Here is a 14,970-nt window from a genome sequence, read left to right as displayed (position 1 = left end):
CCCCCCACCCGTCCCAACGCGCGTTGCGTGCGCGGCGGCCCACCCGTGTCCTGTCGAGCCCATGCTGACCCAATCCGCCGTTCCTGAAACAGCCCCCATCTGCCCTGACCATGATGGCGAACCGTCCACGGGGACGTGTGAGCGGTGCGGCCGATTCCTCTGTAAGCAATGCGCCCAACCGCAGGTGGGCGTCTGCGTCCCGTGTCATGCGAGGCAGCTCCAGTCGCTGCCTCACACGACAGGCCGGGCGAAGTGGACGCTGGGTGGCCTCTACACCGGCGTCGCGGTGGCCGCGCTCACGGGGCTTCTCCATGTCTGGCTCTATCTGGGCCTGGAGGACGGCTTCACGCCCTCGCAGGAGAACGCGGAGACCTTCGACGCCCTGAATGCCCAGCTCGTCCTGGCCAGCTCCATCGTGAGCATCGTCACCGCCATCAGCTTCCTCCGGTGGCAGTACCTGAGCGTGAAAGTCGCCCGGGCCACCGGCGTCAGTACCGAGGAGCCCCGCTGGGCCATGGTGGTCTGGTTCATCCCCATCTACAACCTGGTCAAGCCGTATGCGGTCATGCGCGACCTGTGGCTGAACCTGGGGGGCGCCCCTGCCCGGAAGGTCCTGCTGCTGGGGTGGTGGGCCGCCTGGCTCATCAGCAATGGAACGAGCAACGCCAGCGCGTCGATGTTCAACATGATTGAGAGCATCCCGAAGATCATCCCCGTCCTGCTCATCGCCGGGATGATCGCGGAGGCCCTCAATGTCCTGGCGGCGGTGCTCTGCATCCGCGTCATCAAGGACATCGAGTCGATGCTCGTGAGCCGCCGCGCGGGCCTGGACGCCATCATCGCCCGAGCGGACGCGCGCACCAGCGCCTGAAAACACGAAGCCCCACGCCATGCCACGGCATTGGCGGGGGCTCCCAGGTCACCACCCGGCTCGGCGCCCTACTCCACCCGCTCGCGGATGAGCGGCCGGGCCACGGGGGCCACGTCGCCGAACCGGTACGCGGCCAAGAGGCGCGCCTTCACGTTCTCCAACGGGGCTGCGTCGTTGTAATGCACGCGCACCAAGGGCTCGCCCTGCTTCACGGACTCGCCCGACTTCTTCAGCAGCGTGAAGCCCACGGCCGGGTCGATCTTGCTGTCCGTCCGCTGCCGGCCCGCGCCCAGCGCCACCGCCGCCATGCCCACGCCCTCCGTGTCGATGCCGGTGACGAAGCCGTCCCGGAGCGCCACCACGTCCACGGTGGCCTTCGCCTGGGGCAGCAGGGAGTAGTCGTCGATGGAGCGCGGGTCTCCGCCCTGCACCTGGACAATCTCCTTCAGCTTGCGCACCGCGCTGCCGTCCTCCACCACCTTGCGCAGCTTCTCGCGCGCCTCCTCCACCGTGGCGGCCTTCTTGCCCAGCACCAGCATCTCCGCCGTGAGGGCATACGTCACCTCGGTGTAGTCCTCCGGCGCGTTGCCGCGGAGCATGTCCACCGCCTCGATGACCTCCAGCGCGTTGCCCACCTTGCGGCCCAGCGGCTGGTCCATGTCGGTGAGCAGGGCCACGACCTTCTTCCCCATCTCCGCGCCCAGGCCAATCATCGTCTTCGCCAGCGTGCGCGCGTCCTCGTCGCGCTTCATGAAGGCGCCACTGCCCACCTTCACGTCCAGCACCAGCGCGTCGATGCCCTCCGCCAGCTTCTTGCTCATGATGGAGGACGCGATCAGCGGGATGCAGTCCACCGTCGCCGTCACGTCCCGCAGGGCATAGAGCTTCTTGTCCGCCGGGGCCACCTGCGCCGTCTGGCCAATCAGGCAGCAGTTCACCTCGCGCACCAGCCGCCGGTACTCCGACGTCGGCAGGTTGACGTTGAAGCCGGGGATGGACTCCAGCTTGTCCAGCGTCCCCCCCGTGTGCCCCAGGCCCCGGCCCGAAATCATGGGTACCGGCACTCCGCACGCGGCGGCCAGCGGCGCCAGGCTGAGGGAGACCTTGTCACCCACCCCGCCCGTCGAATGCTTGTCCACCTTCACACCCGGCGTGTCGGACAGGTCCAGGACCTCACCGGACTCCAGCATGGCGCGGGCCCAGGCGCCCAGCTCCCGGGAGTCCATGCCCCGGAAGAAGATGGCCATGCACATCGCCGCCATCTGGTAGTCCGCCACCGTCCCCGCCGTATACGCCTCGATGAACGCACGGATGTCCGCCGGTTCCAGCCGGCCGCCATCCCGCTTGGCCTTGATGAGTTCGTAGGGTTGCACGAGGCGAGCCCATAGCAGGAACCCCCCCTTCATGCACTCCGGGAAAGGGCGGGCATCTGGTAGATAGGCGCCTCATGATGCTCCGCCTCCACGTCCTTGCCCTCACCGCCCTCCTGTGCGCGTGTTCCAAGCAGAAGGAAGAAGCGCCCCCCTCCGGCGCCCAACCCCCCGCCGCTGGGAAGACGGAAAAGAAGGCCCTCCCCGTGGGGCTCGTCATCGACGTGGGCGGGCGCGGAGACCACTCCTTCAATGACGCGGCGCTCCGTGGCCTGGAGCTGTGGGCCGCGGGCAAGCGCTACGAGGGCGGCAAGTATGTGGACGCCACCCCCGATGAGGTCCGCCAGTCCCTGCCGCCCCACCTGAGCTCGGACGCCGCCAGTTTCAAGGCGTTGGCCATCCAGCCCATCGTCCTGCAGAGCAAGGCCCAGGAGGACTACGTCCCCAATCTCCAGCTCCTGGTGGACCAGGGCGCCCGGCTCACCGTGGGCAATGGCTACATGCTGGCCAACGCGGTGCGCACCTCCGCCCAGGAAAACCCCAAGGCCCAGTTCCTGCTCATCGACAGTCAGGTGCTGGACGCGCAGGGCAAGGCCATGAAGCTGCCCAACGTGCGCACCGTCCTCTTCAAGGAGCAGGAGGGCAGCTTCCTCGTGGGCGCGCTGGCCGGGCTGGTGACGAAGACGAACAAGGTGGGCTTCGTGGGCGGCATCGAGGTCCCCCTCATCCAGCGCTTCGAGGTGGGCTACCGCGCGGGCGTGAAGACGACCAACGCCCAGGCGTCCCAGGCGCTCATGTCCGTCTACACGGGCAGCTTCAACAACATGGCCGCCGGCAAGCAGGTGGCGCAGGACCTCATCTCCAAGGGCGCGGACGTCCTCTTCCACGCCGCGGGCGCGGACGGCATCGGTGTCATTCAGGCGGTGAAGGAAGCGCGCGCCGCGGGCAAGAGCGTGTACGCCATTGGCGTGGACTCCGACCAGTCGCACGTGGCGCCGGACGCCATCCTCACGTCGATGATGAAGTACTCCGACCTGGCCGTGTATCAGGCGGCGAAGGACCTGGTGGACGGCACGTTCTCCGCGGGTGAGCAGGTGCTCGGCCTCAAGGAGAACGGCGTGGGCATGGCGGAGGTGCGGGTGGACTTCCCCGGCAAGGCGGAGGCGCTCCAGAAGGTGGAGGCCCTGCGTCAGCGCATCATCTCCGGGACGCTCCAGGTCCCTGCCGTCCCGGCGGACCTCGCCTCCTTCCAGGCTGCCGCCCCCTGATTTCCCTCCAGAACATCCACAAGGCCTTCGGCACGTGCGTCTCGCTTGCGGACGCGTCGCTGGACGTGCGCCGTGGCGAGCTGCTCGCCGTGGTGGGCGAGAATGGCGCGGGCAAGTCCAGCCTGATGAACGTCCTCTACGGGCTCTACCAGCCGGACGCGGGCGTGCTGTCGCTGGACGGCCAGCCCGTGCGCTTCAAGAGCCCCCGGGACGCGATTGCGCGGGGCATTGGCATGGTGCACCAGCACTTCATGCTCGTGCCCACGCTGTCGGTGGCGGAGAACGTGGTGCTGGGCCGCGAGCCCACCCGCAACGGACTGCTGGACCTGGAGCGCGCGGTGCAGGAGGTGTCCGCCACCTGCGCCCGCTTCGGCTTCCAATTGGAGCCCCGGGCGCGGGTGGACACGCTCAGCGTGGGCTCGCAGCAGAAGGTGGAGATCGTCAAGGCGCTGCACCGCGGCGCCCAGGTGCTCATCCTCGACGAGCCCACCGCCGTCCTCACGCCGCAGGAATCCGACGAGCTGGCCCGGGTCATGCGCGGACTGGTCGCGCAGGGCCACACCGTGGTGCTCATCAGCCACAAGCTGAAGGAGGTGCTCGGCGTGGCGGACCGCATCGCCGTCATGCGCCGGGGCCGCTGCGTGGCGGAGGTCCGCGCCGCCGACACCACGGCTGAACAGCTCGCCGCGCTCATGGTGGGTGAAGGACAGCGCGCTCCGGCCGCCACTTCCACCCCGGCCGTGTCCCAGGCCCCCGGTGAGTCGCTGCTGGACGTACGAGGGCTCCAGGCCACCGGCGACAACGGGCGCCCTGCCCTGCGCGGCGTGGACCTGGAGGTGCGCGCGGGTGAAATCGTCGGCATCGCGGGCGTGGACGGCAATGGGCAGCGCGAGCTGGCGGAGGTCCTCACCGGCCTGCGCCCGCTGACGTCTGGGAGCGGCGCGCTCCTGGGAGGCCCCTTGAGCGGCCTCACGCCGGCCCAGGCGCGGACGCGCGGCGTGGGCCACATCCCCGAGGACCGGCTCCACCGCGCGGTGGTGAAGGCGCTCAGCGTGGAGGAGAACGTGGCCCTGGGCCGGCACACGCGGCCGCCCTTCGCGAAGGGCCCGTGGATTGACTTCAAGGGCCGCCGCGAGCGCACGCGCGAGCTGACCGTGGCCTACGACGTGCGGCCTCCCGACCCGGAGGTCGCCCTGCGGGCCCTGTCCGGGGGCAATCAGCAGAAGGTGGTGGTAGCGCGCGAGCTGGATGCGCGGCCCCGGCTGCTGGTGGTGGTGCAGCCCACTCGCGGGCTGGACGTGGGCGCGGTGGCGCAGGTCCACGCGAAGCTGCGCGAGGCGCGCGACCAGGGCACGGGCGTGCTGCTGGTGTCACTCGATTTGGAAGAGGTGCTGGCCCTGTCGGACCGCGTCTATGTCTTCTTCGAAGGCCGCGTGACGGGCCACTTCCTCCGTCACGAGTTCGATGAACGCGAGCTGGGACGGCGCATGCTGGGGACCACGGAGCCGGGCCATGCCTGAGCGCGTGAGACAGATGCTGCCTTCGGTGCTCTCCGTGCTGCTGGCGCTGGGCGTGTGCTGGGCGCTCATCGCGCTCACCATGGAGCCGGGCACCGCGACGGACGCCTATCTGCAGATGCTGTGGGGTGGCATCGGCAACTGGCCCGCGTACCTGGATGGCGCCGCGGCCACCGTCATCACCCGCCCCCTGGGCGAGTCCGCGATGAAGGCCGCGATTCTCACGCTCACCGGCTTGTCCGTGGCGGTGGCGTTCAAGGTGGGCCTGTTCAACATCGGCGCGCAGGGACAGATGCTGCTGGGCGCGCTGGCCGCCGCGGTGGTGGGCGCCCAGGTGTCACTGCCCGGCGTGCTGCACGTGCCCGCGGCCCTGCTGGGCGCGGCGCTCGCGGGCGCTGCGTGGGCGGGCATCGCCGGGCTGCTGCGCATCTACCGGGGCGTGCACGAGGTCATCTCCACCATCATGCTCAACTGGGTGGCGCTGAGCCTGGTGGACAACTGGCTGGTGGTGGGCCCGCTGCGCGGCGCGGCCGAAGGCGGCCAGTCCATCACCGGCACCGCCGAAATCCAGGCCACCGCGGTGCTGCCCCGGCTGCTGGGGGAAGGCTCGCGGCTCAACCTGGGCTTCCCGCTGGCGCTCGCCGCGGCGCTGGCGGTGTGGGTGTGGCTGACGCGCACGCGCTCCGGCTTCGAGACGCGCGCGGTGGGCCTGGGCGCCGAGGCCGCGCGCGCCGCGGGCATCCCCGTGGCCCGGCGCATGGGCCTGGCCATGGCGCTCGCGGGGGCCATGGCGGGGCTGGCGGGCGCGGTGCTGGTGCTGGGGACGGAGGGGCGCTACCCCGGCACGCTGGGCGCGCCCTACGGGTTCGACGGCATCGCCATCGCGCTCATCGGCAACAACCACCCGCTGGGCGCCACCGTGTCCGCGCTCTTCTTCGGCGTGCTGCGCGCGGGCGGAACGCGCATGCAGTTGCTCGGCGTGCACAAGAGCTTCCCCGAGCTCATCCAGGGCCTCGCGCTGCTCTTCGTCGCCGGGCGCATGGTGTGGCTGGCGCTGCTGCGCCGGCGGAACGTGGCGCCCGCGGCGTCGGCGGAGGTGCCCCGTGCTTGATGTCCTCCACTCGCTGCTGTTCTCCACCCTGGACGCGGCGCCAGCGCTCATCTTCGCCGCCCTGGGCGCGGTGCTCTCCGAGCGCGCGGGCGTGATTGCCGTGGGCATGGAGGGGATGATGCGCGTAGGCGCCTTCTGCGCGGCGGTGGCAGCGCTGACGATGCCCACGCCCCTGGCCGTCGTCATGGGCATGCTCGCGGGCGCGGCCCTGGCCGGCGTGCATGGCTTCCTGAGCATCCGCTGGCGCTCGGACCAGGTGGTGTCCGGCATCGCCCTCAACCTGGTGGCCCTGGCCGGCGGCACCTTCCTGCTGGAGTCGCTCTACGGCCCCAACGGCACCCCGCCCATCCAGCAGCTCACCCGCTGGAACATCCCCGGGCTCGGCTCCGTGCCGGTGCTGGGCGCGCTGTCCGGGCACTCTGCCCCCACGTACCTGGCGCTGCTGCTGCCCTTCGCCTTCCAGGGCCTGCTGACCCGCACGCCCCTGGGCCTGCGGCTGCGCGCGGTGGGCGACAAGCCCCAGGCCGTGGCAACGCTGGGCCTGTCGGTACCGGGGCTGCGCTGGTGCGCGGTGCTGGGCAGCGGGCTGCTGGCGGGCCTGGGCGGCGCGGTGCTGTCCACCGCCGTGCTGGACCGCTTCGAGCAGCACACCCCCGCGGGCCTGGGCTTCATGGCCCTGGCCGCCATGGTGTTCGGCCGGTGGACGCCCGTGGGCGCCTTCCTCGCCGCCACCTTCTTCGCCTTCGGTAACGCGCTGCGCATCGGCCTGGTGTCGAGCGCCCCCGGACTGGTCGAGCTGATCCCCCAGGGCGTCCTCCTGGCCCTCCCCTATCTGCTCACCTTGGTGGTGCTGACCCTCCAGGGCCAACGCAGCAGCGCCCCCGCCGCGCTCGGAACGCCGTACGAACAAGAGTCGCGCTGACACTTCGCGCGCGAACGAGGTCATTCCATACCCGGGTGAAAATCGATTTCGGGTCAGGAGCGACCTCGTCTTTCGTTGGCCGGATTCCAGTTGAGCTAACTTTCTCCAGTGTCGCAACGATTCAACCCCCTGACGTTACAGGGCTTCCACTGTTGGTGGTGCAATGGGCGGCTCCGACGCGCCAGGACGAAGCGCGGCATGAGCCTCGCATAGACACAGCGCGGTATCGGATCACGTACCGGACTGGACGCAGGCGCCCGGGGGGAGCTCCATCCAGGGCGAGAGGGGTCCGTAGGACGGCCTGGAACACCCGGGTGAAGGCTCACCTGGTCACCATGTAGGGGTGGCGTGATGCTGGAGACGACGGAGACCGCGACGTATCGGCCCCGAGTTCTGGCCGTGGACGTGGAGTCGGGCGGCATGGAGCGGCTGTGCTCCATCCTCGCGCCGGCGGGTTATGACGTGCTGACCGCGAGCGGGCTGGCGGCCGCGGCGGCCGCGGCGGCCCATCAGTCCGCGGACCTGGTGCTGCTCGACGTGGAGCGTCCTGGCACGGACGGCCTCGCGACGTACCGGCGCCTTCAGGACGCGCTGGGAAGCCCTGCCCTCCCCGTGCTCATGCTGACGCCCAGCGCGGACCGGGAGACGCGCCGCGAGGTGCTCGAGGCAGGCGTGGATGACCTGCTCATCACCGAGCCCCTGGACCCGCTGGAGCTGAAGGTCCGCATCCACACGCTGCTGGAGCTCAAGGCGCACCGCGAGCGCGGTGGCCAGCGCGCCGAAGCGCTGCAGGACCCGCGCGTCCGCTGGGTGGAGATGGAGCGGCTGGCCCGCGTGGGCACGCTGGCCGCGGACGTGGCGCAGAACCTGGGCCGCGTGGGCGAAGGCCTCCAGCGGGCGCTGGAGCACGTTCGCATGCGCGCGCTACAGGGCCTGCCGCCGGACGCGGACGAGCTCAAGAAGCTGGGCGTGGCCGGCGAGCAGATGCGCCTGCACGGCCAGCACCTGCTGTCGCTGGGCACCACCAATCCGAAAGACATCCAGCGCTTCGACCTGCGCGACCTCGTCCCCGCGGTGGTGGAGCGGATGCGTGACGCCGGCCGCCTCGGCACCGCCGAGGTGAAGGTGCAGCTGCCGGACGAGGCCATCGCCGTCGTCTTCAACCGCCGTCAGCTGGAGCAGGTGCTGGTGGAGCTGCTGGCCAATGCGGTGGACGCCGTGGAGGACGTGACGGACCGCCCGCGCCGCATCCATGTGGGCGTGGAGCTTCCGGACATCTTCGGGGACTTCGGCCCGCGCCTGTACGTGAAGGACACGGGCATCGGCATCTTCGAGGACGAGCTCCAGGCCGTCTTCGAGCCCTACTACACGACGAAGGCGCCCGAGAAGGGCGCCGGGCTGGGCCTCACCGTCGCGCGCACCCTGGTGGAAGCCATGGGCGGCGCGGTGACGGTGCACAGCCGCGTCAACCTGGGCAGCACCTTCACGGTGGAGCTGCCCGAGCAGACGTCGTCCTGGTAGCTAGAAGCGGTAGGCGACGCCGAAGAGCGCTTCCAGCGTGAACTCGGTGTCGTCGATGTCCGGGATGACGGCGGGCCCCAGCCGGACGTTGAAGGTGACGCCCAACTGGCGGTTGACGAAGTACTCCAGGCCGCCGCCCACGAGGATGGGGAACACCGGGCCGATTCCCTCGCCGAAGTAGACGTGGAAGGGGATGTCCAGGCCCAGGTTCACCATGACGGCGCTGCCGGCGGGGATGCCCACCACCAGGCCCAGGGGCAGCGCCAGGCCCACGTCGGTGTCATGCCGGTTGAAGTAGAAGAACGGGCCCGGCTGGAAGGTGAGCGCCAGCGAGAAGTTGCGCTCCTTGACGAGCTGCAACCGCATCCACGCCTGGAGCTTGATGCCCGGGTCCGTGTAGCGGACCCAGCCCTCGCGGCCCCAGTTGAAGCTGAACTTGCCGCCGATGTCGAAGCGATCCGAGCCACCGTGCAGCAGGCCCAGGGAGATGCCGGGCCAGCCAATCTGGCCATGGAAGGCGGTGTTGCCCCCTCCCAGCGTTTCACCGGCGAGGACAGACCAACCCTGACCGCGTTGCGCCAGCGCGGTGGCCGGGAGGGCCAGGAAGCAAGCGAGGAGGACTCCGGGGAGCAGTCGCTTCACACGGTACCTTTCTGCGAGGGCCGCCGAGGAGGGCGGACGGTGGGTGCGGTGCTGCGTCTCTAGACTCATGCCGGCTGCCCGCGCTCACGCGCGAGGCCGAGGAAAGCATCGATGAAACGGGCCAGCCGGGACTCGGCGCGCGCACGGGCCTGAGCCAGGGGCTCACCGTCGGCGAGCGTCTCCTTCAGCTCGAAGTAGTATTTGATTTTCGGCTCGGTGCCGGAGGGGCGCAACGTGACGCGGCCACCGCTCTCCAACTCGAGCGCGACGACGTTGGACGGAGGCAGGCCCCGCTCGCCCTTCTTGTAGTCACTCACCGCGCGGACAGCGTCGCCGCCAATGTCCTTCGGAGGCGAGGCACGGAACGCGTCCATGATGCCGCGGATGACCTGCGCGCCCGCCGCGCCGGGGAACGTGAAGTTGCGCTGCGCGCCCACGTACAGGCCATGCGCGCGCTGAATCTCCTCCAGGTAGCCCAGCACCGTGGTGCCGCGCGCCTGGCACCACGCCGCCAGGTCCGCCATGACGAGCGCCGAGCCCACGCCGTCCTTGTCCCGCGTCACCGTGCCCACGGTGTAGCCCAGCGCCTCCTCGTAACCGAAGACGAAGCGGGTGCCCTCCGCCTGCTCGCGCTCCAGCGCGCGGTTGGCGATCCACTTGAAACCAGTGAGCACCTCGTCACACGCGGCGCCCAGCGAACGCGCGATGTCTCCCAACTGCGCCGAGGAGACGATGGTGGTGACGACGTGCGGCTTCCCCTGCTTCGACCCCTGGGTGAGGACGTAGTGGCCCAGCAGCACGCCCACCTCGTTGCCCGTCAGCAGCCGCAGCGACCCGTCCGCGTCGCGCGCCATGACGGCCAGCCGGTCCGCGTCCGGGTCATTGGCCAGCACCACGTCCGCCTTCACGCGCTCGGCGGTGGCGGTGGCCAGGTCCATGGCGCCCGGCTCCTCCGGGTTGGGGAAGCGCACGGTGGGGAAGCGGCCATCCGGCTGCTGCTGCTCGGCCACGGGCGTGACGCGCGGGAAGCCCGCCTCGCGCAGGGCGCGCACGGCCCAGTCGCCGCCCACGCCGTGCATGGCGGTGTAGACGATGGACAGCGACTCGGAGCCCTTGCCCACCACGCGCAGCCCCAGGATGGCGCGCACGTAGGCGTCACCGATGGCCGCGGGCAAATCCCGCCACAGGCCCTTGGCGCGCGCATCGGCCGGCGTCAGCAGCGGCACGCAGTTGGCGGGCTCCACCCGGGCGATGGCGGAGGCGATGCCCGTGTCATGCGGCGGGATGATTTGCGCGCCGTTGCCCCAATAGACCTTGTAGCCGTTGTACTCGGGCGGGTTGTGGCTGGCCGTCACCATGACGGCCGCGGCGGCGTTGAGGTGCAGCGCGGCGAAGGCCACCAGCGGCGTGGGCACCGGCTCCGGGAAGACATGGGCGGGGATGCCCTCGGCGGCGAGCACCGCGGCGGTGTCCTCGGCCAGCTCCGCGCTCAGGTTGCGCGCGTCGCGGCCCACCACCACGCCCCGGGTGGCGACGTCCGGCACCTGCTCCTTGAGGTAGCGCGCCAGGCCCGCGGTGGTGCGGCGGATGACGGCGCGGTTCATCCGGTTGGGACCGGCGCCCAGCACGCCGCGCAGGCCCGCGGTGCCGAACTCCAGGTCCTGCGAGAAGCGGTCCTCCAGCTCGGCCCAGTCCGCCTTCGCCAGCAGCGCCGCCAGCTCCGCCGCGGTGGACGGGTCCGGGTCCGCCTGACGCCACGCCTCCGCCCGCTCCTTCAGTCCGGTGGTGTCCATGAGCCCTCGAAGCCTCGTGTAGCCGTTGAGGGCGCGCGAGGCACGGGGCTCGCGCGCCGGTTGTTCAGGTGTAGTCGGTCAGCTTGCTGCGGGTGGCGCGGCCCTTGGGGCCGTCCTTGTTGCCCTGGCACGTCACGCAGAACTCCGCGTAGGGCATGGCGCGCAGCCGCCCGAGCGGAATCTCGTCGCCGCACTCCTCGCACTCACCGAACGCGTCCGGGTCGTCGCGCAGCTTGCCCAGCGCCTTGAGCACGCGGGCCAGCACGCCATCCATGGTCCGGTTCCGGTTGGAGGCGATGGCCTGCATCATCTCATTGAGCGGCTGCTCGTCCTCGTCGCCGCCGATGCGCGCGTCATCGGTGCGGTTGGGCTCGATTCTCGACGGCGTCTTCTCCGTCAGCTCCGAGTGGAGCGCGAGCAGCAGCGCCTTGAGCTCGTCTCGCTGTTTCGCGTTCACGGTGTCCGCCCCAGGTCAATACTTCGAGGAGGAGGTCTGCCCGGAGACGATGGCCACCGACGCGGACGCACCCAGGCGGTTGGCCCCCGCACGCAGCATCTTCATCGCGTCCTCGGCGGAGCGGATGCCGCCCGACGCCTTCACGCCCACCGTGTCGCCCACCACCCGGCGCATCAGCGCCACGTCCGCCTCGGTGGCCCCGCCCGGACCGAAGCCCGTGGACGTCTTCACGAAGGCGGCGCCCGCGGCCTTGGAGAGCGAGCAGGCGATGACCTTCTCCTCGTCCGTCAGCAGGGCCGTCTCCAGGATGACCTTCACCGGCACGGGCCGGCTGGCCTCCACGACGGCGGCGATGTCCTGGTGCACCAGCGCGTAGTCGTGCGCCTTGAGCGCGCCGACGTTCAGCACCATGTCGATTTCCCGCGCCCCGGCGCGGATGGACTCCCGGGCCTCGAAGGCCTTGGCGGACGGCAGCGAGGCGCCCAGCGGGAAGCCCACCACGGCGATGGGCACCGTGGACGTGCCGGCCAGCACCCGCGCGGCGGTGGCCACGTGCGTGCTGTTCACGCAGACGGTGGCGAAGCCGTACTGGCGGGCCTCCTCGGCCACCTTCACCACGTCCTCTGCGCGAGCCTCGGGCTTGAGCAGCGTGTGGTCGATGTACGGCGCCAGGTCCGCGTGGGAGCGCACCGTCTCCATGGCCACCCGGGCGGTGGACGGGCCCGACGCAGGAGCACGGACCCCGGGCGTCTGCCCCTCCTTCCACGCCTCGAGCCGGCGGCGCGCCTGGTTGGCAATGTCCTCGACGAAATGGAAGAGGTCTTCGGAGTCGGACATGCCCGGCCCCTTAGCCCACTTCCAGGCCCTCGGGAAGCGCTCGCGGGAGAAGCGCGCATCATCAGCGCCCCTGGGTGCCAGGGGGGGGACGGAGCGGTAGAGTCCGCCTCGTGATGTCCTTTGCCCGGTGGCTCGCACTCCTCGTCCTTCTCCTCGCCTCGGTTCCGGGCCAGGCCCTGGCCCAATCGGCCGGCCAGCCACTCACGGTGCATTTCTTCGACGTGGGACAGGGGGACGCCGCGCTCATCATCTCCCCCACCGGCAAGACGGTGCTCATCGACAGCGGCCCGCCCGACGCGCGGCATCGCCTGGAGCAGCGGCTGCGGGAGCTGGTGAAGGAGCCGCTGGACCTCGCCATCCTCACGCACCCCCACCTGGACCACCTGGGAGGCATGTCCACCGCGCTGCGCTCGGTGGGGGCCCGGCGCTTCATGGACCCGGGGTTCGACCACCCGAGCGAGGCGTACCGCGACCTGCTCAACGTCGTGGGCGACGAAGTGGGTCAGGTGATGACGCCCATTCCCAACCCCCAGGACCCGCGCTCCCTGGTCACCATTGGCCTGGGGGATGGCGCGGCGCTCACCGTGCTGTGGCCTCGCGTGCCGGAAGACCCCTTCCTCACGGGCACCCGCTCGGACCCGAACTCCAACTCCATCGTCGCCAAGCTGACCTACGGCAAGACGGCGTTCCTCTTCACCGGCGACGCCGAGCCGGACACCGAGGCCACGCTGCTGCGCAAGCCCATCGACCTCGCCTCCACCGTGCTGAAGGTGGCCCACCACGGCGGGCGGCACTCGTCCACCGCGGACTTCCTGGCGGCAGTGAAGCCCCAAGCCGCCGTCATCTCCGTGGGCGCGAAGAACGACTACGGCCACCCCACCTCCGCGGTGCTGGAGCGGCTGCGCGCGGTGAAGGCCACCGTGTTCCGCACCGACCAGGACGGCGAGGTGGTGGCGACCAGCGACGGCAACGTCGTCTCCCTGCGCGCGGAGAAGCGCGCAGGGGCGTCGGAGCTGGTCCCCGGAGGCGTGAAGCCCGGCTCGGTCGCGCTCGGGCCCATCACCCGGGGAACGCGTCGAACCAGCACGCCCCGTGGGCGCAGCGCCGCGTCCGCCCCAGCGGAGGCCCCCGGCACCGACTCCACGCAACGCGACACGGACGCGCCCCGATACTTCAGCCTCAAGGGCAGCAAGGTATTTCACAAAGAGAGCTGCCGGACCCTGAAGCGCTCCAAGTCGGACCGCACCGCCTATTCGAGCCGCGCCGAAGCCATGCGCGAGCGCCGCCCCGCCGAGGACTGCCACCCATGAGCTTCCGCCCGCGCGTCCTCCTCCCCATCCTGCTGGCACTGGCCGCCTGCAAGGAATCGCCGCCACCTCCCCCGCAGCCGGTCGCCACGCGACCGGCGGAGCCCCCTCGGCGCTACTTCGGTGGCACCCCGGACGGGAAGCTCCACGTCTACTTCTTCGACGTCGGCCAGGGCGACGCCGCGCTCATCGTGTCGCCGGACGGGTACACCGCGCTGGTGGACACGGGCCCCGCTTCCGCGGCGGAGCATCTGGTCAACCGGCTGCCCGAACTGCTCACGCAGCGGCTGGACCTGGTGGTGCTCACCCACCCGCATTCGGACCACCATGGCGCGCTGGAGCCGGTGCTGAAGCGCGTGGGCGCCAGGCAACTGCTGGAGCCGCAGCTGGGCGCCACGCCCAAGGCCTATGACGCCCTGCTCGGCGCCGTGGCCAGCCAGGGCGTGGAGTTCATCTCCCCGTCCCCCTCCCCCGCCACGCCCAACGCGCTCCAGCGGCTGCCCCTGGGCGCGGGCGTGTCCCTCACGGTTCTGTGGCCCCGCGCGCCCACCGAGCCGCTGCTCGACGTGCCCGAGGCCGCGCTGGAGGCCAACTCCGTCATCCTCCGGCTCACCTATGGGGACACCGCGGTGCTCTTCATGGCGGACGCGCATGCCCGGACGGTGGACCACCTGCTGGCGCGCAACGCCCCCATGCAGGCCACGCTGCTCAAGGTGGCCGCGCACGGCACCGAGGGGCCCACCACCGCCGCCTTCCTGACGGCCGTGGGGCCTCGCGCCGCCGTCATCTCCGCGGGCGAAGGCAACCTGATTGGCGCCCCGGCGCCGGCCATGCTCGAGCAGTTGGAGGCCACCGGCGCGCAGGTGTTCCGCACCGACCTTCACGGCGAGGTGCAGGTGGTGAGCGACGGGAAGACGCTCGTCGTCACGCCGCAGCGCCTGTCGGCTGGCGTCCCGGAGGACACGCGCTACAGCTACCCGGGCCTGGGCACGCCCATGCCCCGGGACGCCGCGCTCGCGGGGGACTCCCGGCGCGCGACGGGCCGCTCCGGCACGCGTGACGGCTCGGGCAAGCAGCCCACGGGGAAGATGTACACCCTGAGCCTCGACGACCCGACGGACGAAGGGGCGCCCCCCTCTCGGGCGGGCTCGCGCTCGCGAAGCGGGGCCTCCGACTCGGGCGCCGTGAAGGTGGGGACCTACGTCGGCAGCGTCCGCAGCGACGTGTTCCACAAGCCCACCTGCCGCAACGTCGTGAAGATCAAGTCATCGAACCTGGTGACCTTCTCCAGCCGGGAAGAGGCCTCGCGTGGACGGCGGCCTGCCCGGGACTGCAACCCCTGAGGAGCCACGCC

13 protein-coding genes are annotated in these 14,970 nt (G+C 70.9%); 8 read left to right on the top strand and 5 right to left on the bottom strand.

What is annotated here, in order from left to right:
• The first annotated feature begins 61 nt into the window (after window positions 1–61).
• The gene (locus FMP39_RS30980; protein WP_141593689.1) at window positions 62–871 is read left to right on the top strand and encodes a DUF4328 domain-containing protein; all 810 of its coding nucleotides are present in this window, start codon (window positions 62–64) and stop codon (window positions 869–871) included.
• Between the two features lie 68 nt (window positions 872–939).
• Here the strand turns inward: FMP39_RS30980 and FMP39_RS30975 are convergent, their stop codons facing one another.
• The gene (locus tag FMP39_RS30975) at window positions 940–2,244 is read right to left on the bottom strand and encodes a thymidine phosphorylase (protein WP_141593688.1); all 1,305 of its coding nucleotides are present in this window, start codon (window positions 2,242–2,244) and stop codon (window positions 940–942) included.
• Window positions 2,245–2,318: 74 nt separating this feature from the next.
• On the opposite strand from FMP39_RS30975, the gene FMP39_RS30970 reads away from it, so the two are divergent.
• The 5 genes from FMP39_RS30970 (at window position 2,319) to FMP39_RS30950 (ending at window position 8,580) form a co-directional block, all read left to right on the top strand.
• On the top strand, window positions 2,319–3,509 hold the full coding sequence (locus FMP39_RS30970) for a BMP family protein (protein WP_141593687.1): 1,191 nt from the start codon (window positions 2,319–2,321) through the stop codon (window positions 3,507–3,509).
• Between the two features lie 59 nt (window positions 3,510–3,568).
• Window positions 3,569–5,029, top strand: coding sequence for an ABC transporter ATP-binding protein (locus FMP39_RS30965; RefSeq protein ID WP_228558487.1), 1,461 nt, complete (start codon window positions 3,569–3,571; stop codon window positions 5,027–5,029).
• Window positions 5,022–6,137: an ABC transporter permease gene (locus FMP39_RS30960; RefSeq protein ID WP_090490274.1), complete on the top strand. Its 1,116-nt coding sequence runs from the start codon at window positions 5,022–5,024 to the stop codon at window positions 6,135–6,137. Before FMP39_RS30965 ends, FMP39_RS30960 begins: the two co-directional genes overlap by 8 nt.
• Window positions 6,130–7,059, top strand: coding sequence for an ABC transporter permease (locus tag FMP39_RS30955; RefSeq protein WP_141593685.1), 930 nt, complete (start codon window positions 6,130–6,132; stop codon window positions 7,057–7,059). Before FMP39_RS30960 ends, FMP39_RS30955 begins: the two co-directional genes overlap by 8 nt.
• A 351-nt stretch (window positions 7,060–7,410) precedes the next feature.
• Window positions 7,411–8,580, top strand: a complete 1,170-nt coding sequence (locus FMP39_RS30950) for a sensor histidine kinase (protein ID WP_141593684.1) — start codon at window positions 7,411–7,413, stop codon at window positions 8,578–8,580.
• Here the strand turns inward: FMP39_RS30950 and FMP39_RS30945 are convergent, their stop codons facing one another.
• From FMP39_RS30945 to deoC, 4 genes are all read right to left on the bottom strand, one after another.
• Window positions 8,581–9,222, bottom strand: a complete 642-nt coding sequence (locus tag FMP39_RS30945; RefSeq protein ID WP_228558485.1) for a hypothetical protein — start codon at window positions 9,220–9,222, stop codon at window positions 8,581–8,583.
• Window positions 9,223–9,287: 65 nt separating this feature from the next.
• Window positions 9,288–11,015 (bottom strand): phospho-sugar mutase, encoded by a 1,728-nt coding sequence (locus FMP39_RS30940; RefSeq protein WP_141593682.1) that lies wholly within the window; start codon window positions 11,013–11,015, stop codon window positions 9,288–9,290.
• A gap of 64 nt (window positions 11,016–11,079) precedes the next feature.
• Complete coding sequence (locus FMP39_RS30935) at window positions 11,080–11,472, bottom strand: TraR/DksA family transcriptional regulator (RefSeq protein WP_141593681.1); 393 nt, start codon at window positions 11,470–11,472, stop codon at window positions 11,080–11,082.
• Window positions 11,473–11,487: 15 nt separating this feature from the next.
• On the bottom strand, window positions 11,488–12,309 hold the full coding sequence (gene deoC, locus FMP39_RS30930) for a deoxyribose-phosphate aldolase (protein ID WP_141593680.1): 822 nt from the start codon (window positions 12,307–12,309) through the stop codon (window positions 11,488–11,490).
• Between the two features lie 113 nt (window positions 12,310–12,422).
• Between deoC and FMP39_RS30925 the strand changes: the two genes are divergently transcribed.
• Together FMP39_RS30925 and FMP39_RS30920 are read left to right on the top strand one after the other, a co-directional pair.
• Window positions 12,423–13,619: a ComEC/Rec2 family competence protein gene (locus tag FMP39_RS30925; RefSeq protein ID WP_141593690.1), complete on the top strand. Its 1,197-nt coding sequence runs from the start codon at window positions 12,423–12,425 to the stop codon at window positions 13,617–13,619.
• Window positions 13,616–14,959: a ComEC/Rec2 family competence protein gene (locus tag FMP39_RS30920; RefSeq protein ID WP_141593679.1), complete on the top strand. Its 1,344-nt coding sequence runs from the start codon at window positions 13,616–13,618 to the stop codon at window positions 14,957–14,959. Before FMP39_RS30925 ends, FMP39_RS30920 begins: the two co-directional genes overlap by 4 nt.
• The last annotated feature ends 11 nt before the right edge of the window (window positions 14,960–14,970 follow it).

The organism is Myxococcus sp. AB056 (assembly GCF_006547365.1).
GTDB lineage: Bacteria > Myxococcota > Myxococcia > Myxococcales > Myxococcaceae > Myxococcus > Myxococcus virescens.
Note: the sequence above shows the minus strand (reverse complement) of the source record. Positions and strands in the feature narration are given on the sequence as shown.

Excerpts from the sequence above, each read along its gene's own strand:
- FMP39_RS30980 (WP_141593689.1), top strand. The coding sequence starts at position 62 with ATGCTGACCCAATCCGCCGTTCCTGAAACAGCCCCCATCTGCCCTGAC.
- FMP39_RS30970 (WP_141593687.1), top strand. The coding sequence starts at position 2,319 with ATGATGCTCCGCCTCCACGTCCTTGCCCTCACCGCCCTCCTGTGCGCG.
- FMP39_RS30960 (WP_090490274.1), top strand. The coding sequence starts at position 5,022 with ATGCCTGAGCGCGTGAGACAGATGCTGCCTTCGGTGCTCTCCGTGCTG.
- FMP39_RS30950 (WP_141593684.1), top strand. The coding sequence starts at position 7,411 with ATGCTGGAGACGACGGAGACCGCGACGTATCGGCCCCGAGTTCTGGCC.
- FMP39_RS30940 (WP_141593682.1), bottom strand. The coding sequence starts at position 11,015 with ATGGACACCACCGGACTGAAGGAGCGGGCGGAGGCGTGGCGTCAGGCG.
- deoC (WP_141593680.1), bottom strand. The coding sequence starts at position 12,309 with ATGTCCGACTCCGAAGACCTCTTCCATTTCGTCGAGGACATTGCCAAC.
- FMP39_RS30925 (WP_141593690.1), top strand. The coding sequence starts at position 12,423 with ATGTCCTTTGCCCGGTGGCTCGCACTCCTCGTCCTTCTCCTCGCCTCG.
- FMP39_RS30920 (WP_141593679.1), top strand. The coding sequence starts at position 13,616 with ATGAGCTTCCGCCCGCGCGTCCTCCTCCCCATCCTGCTGGCACTGGCC.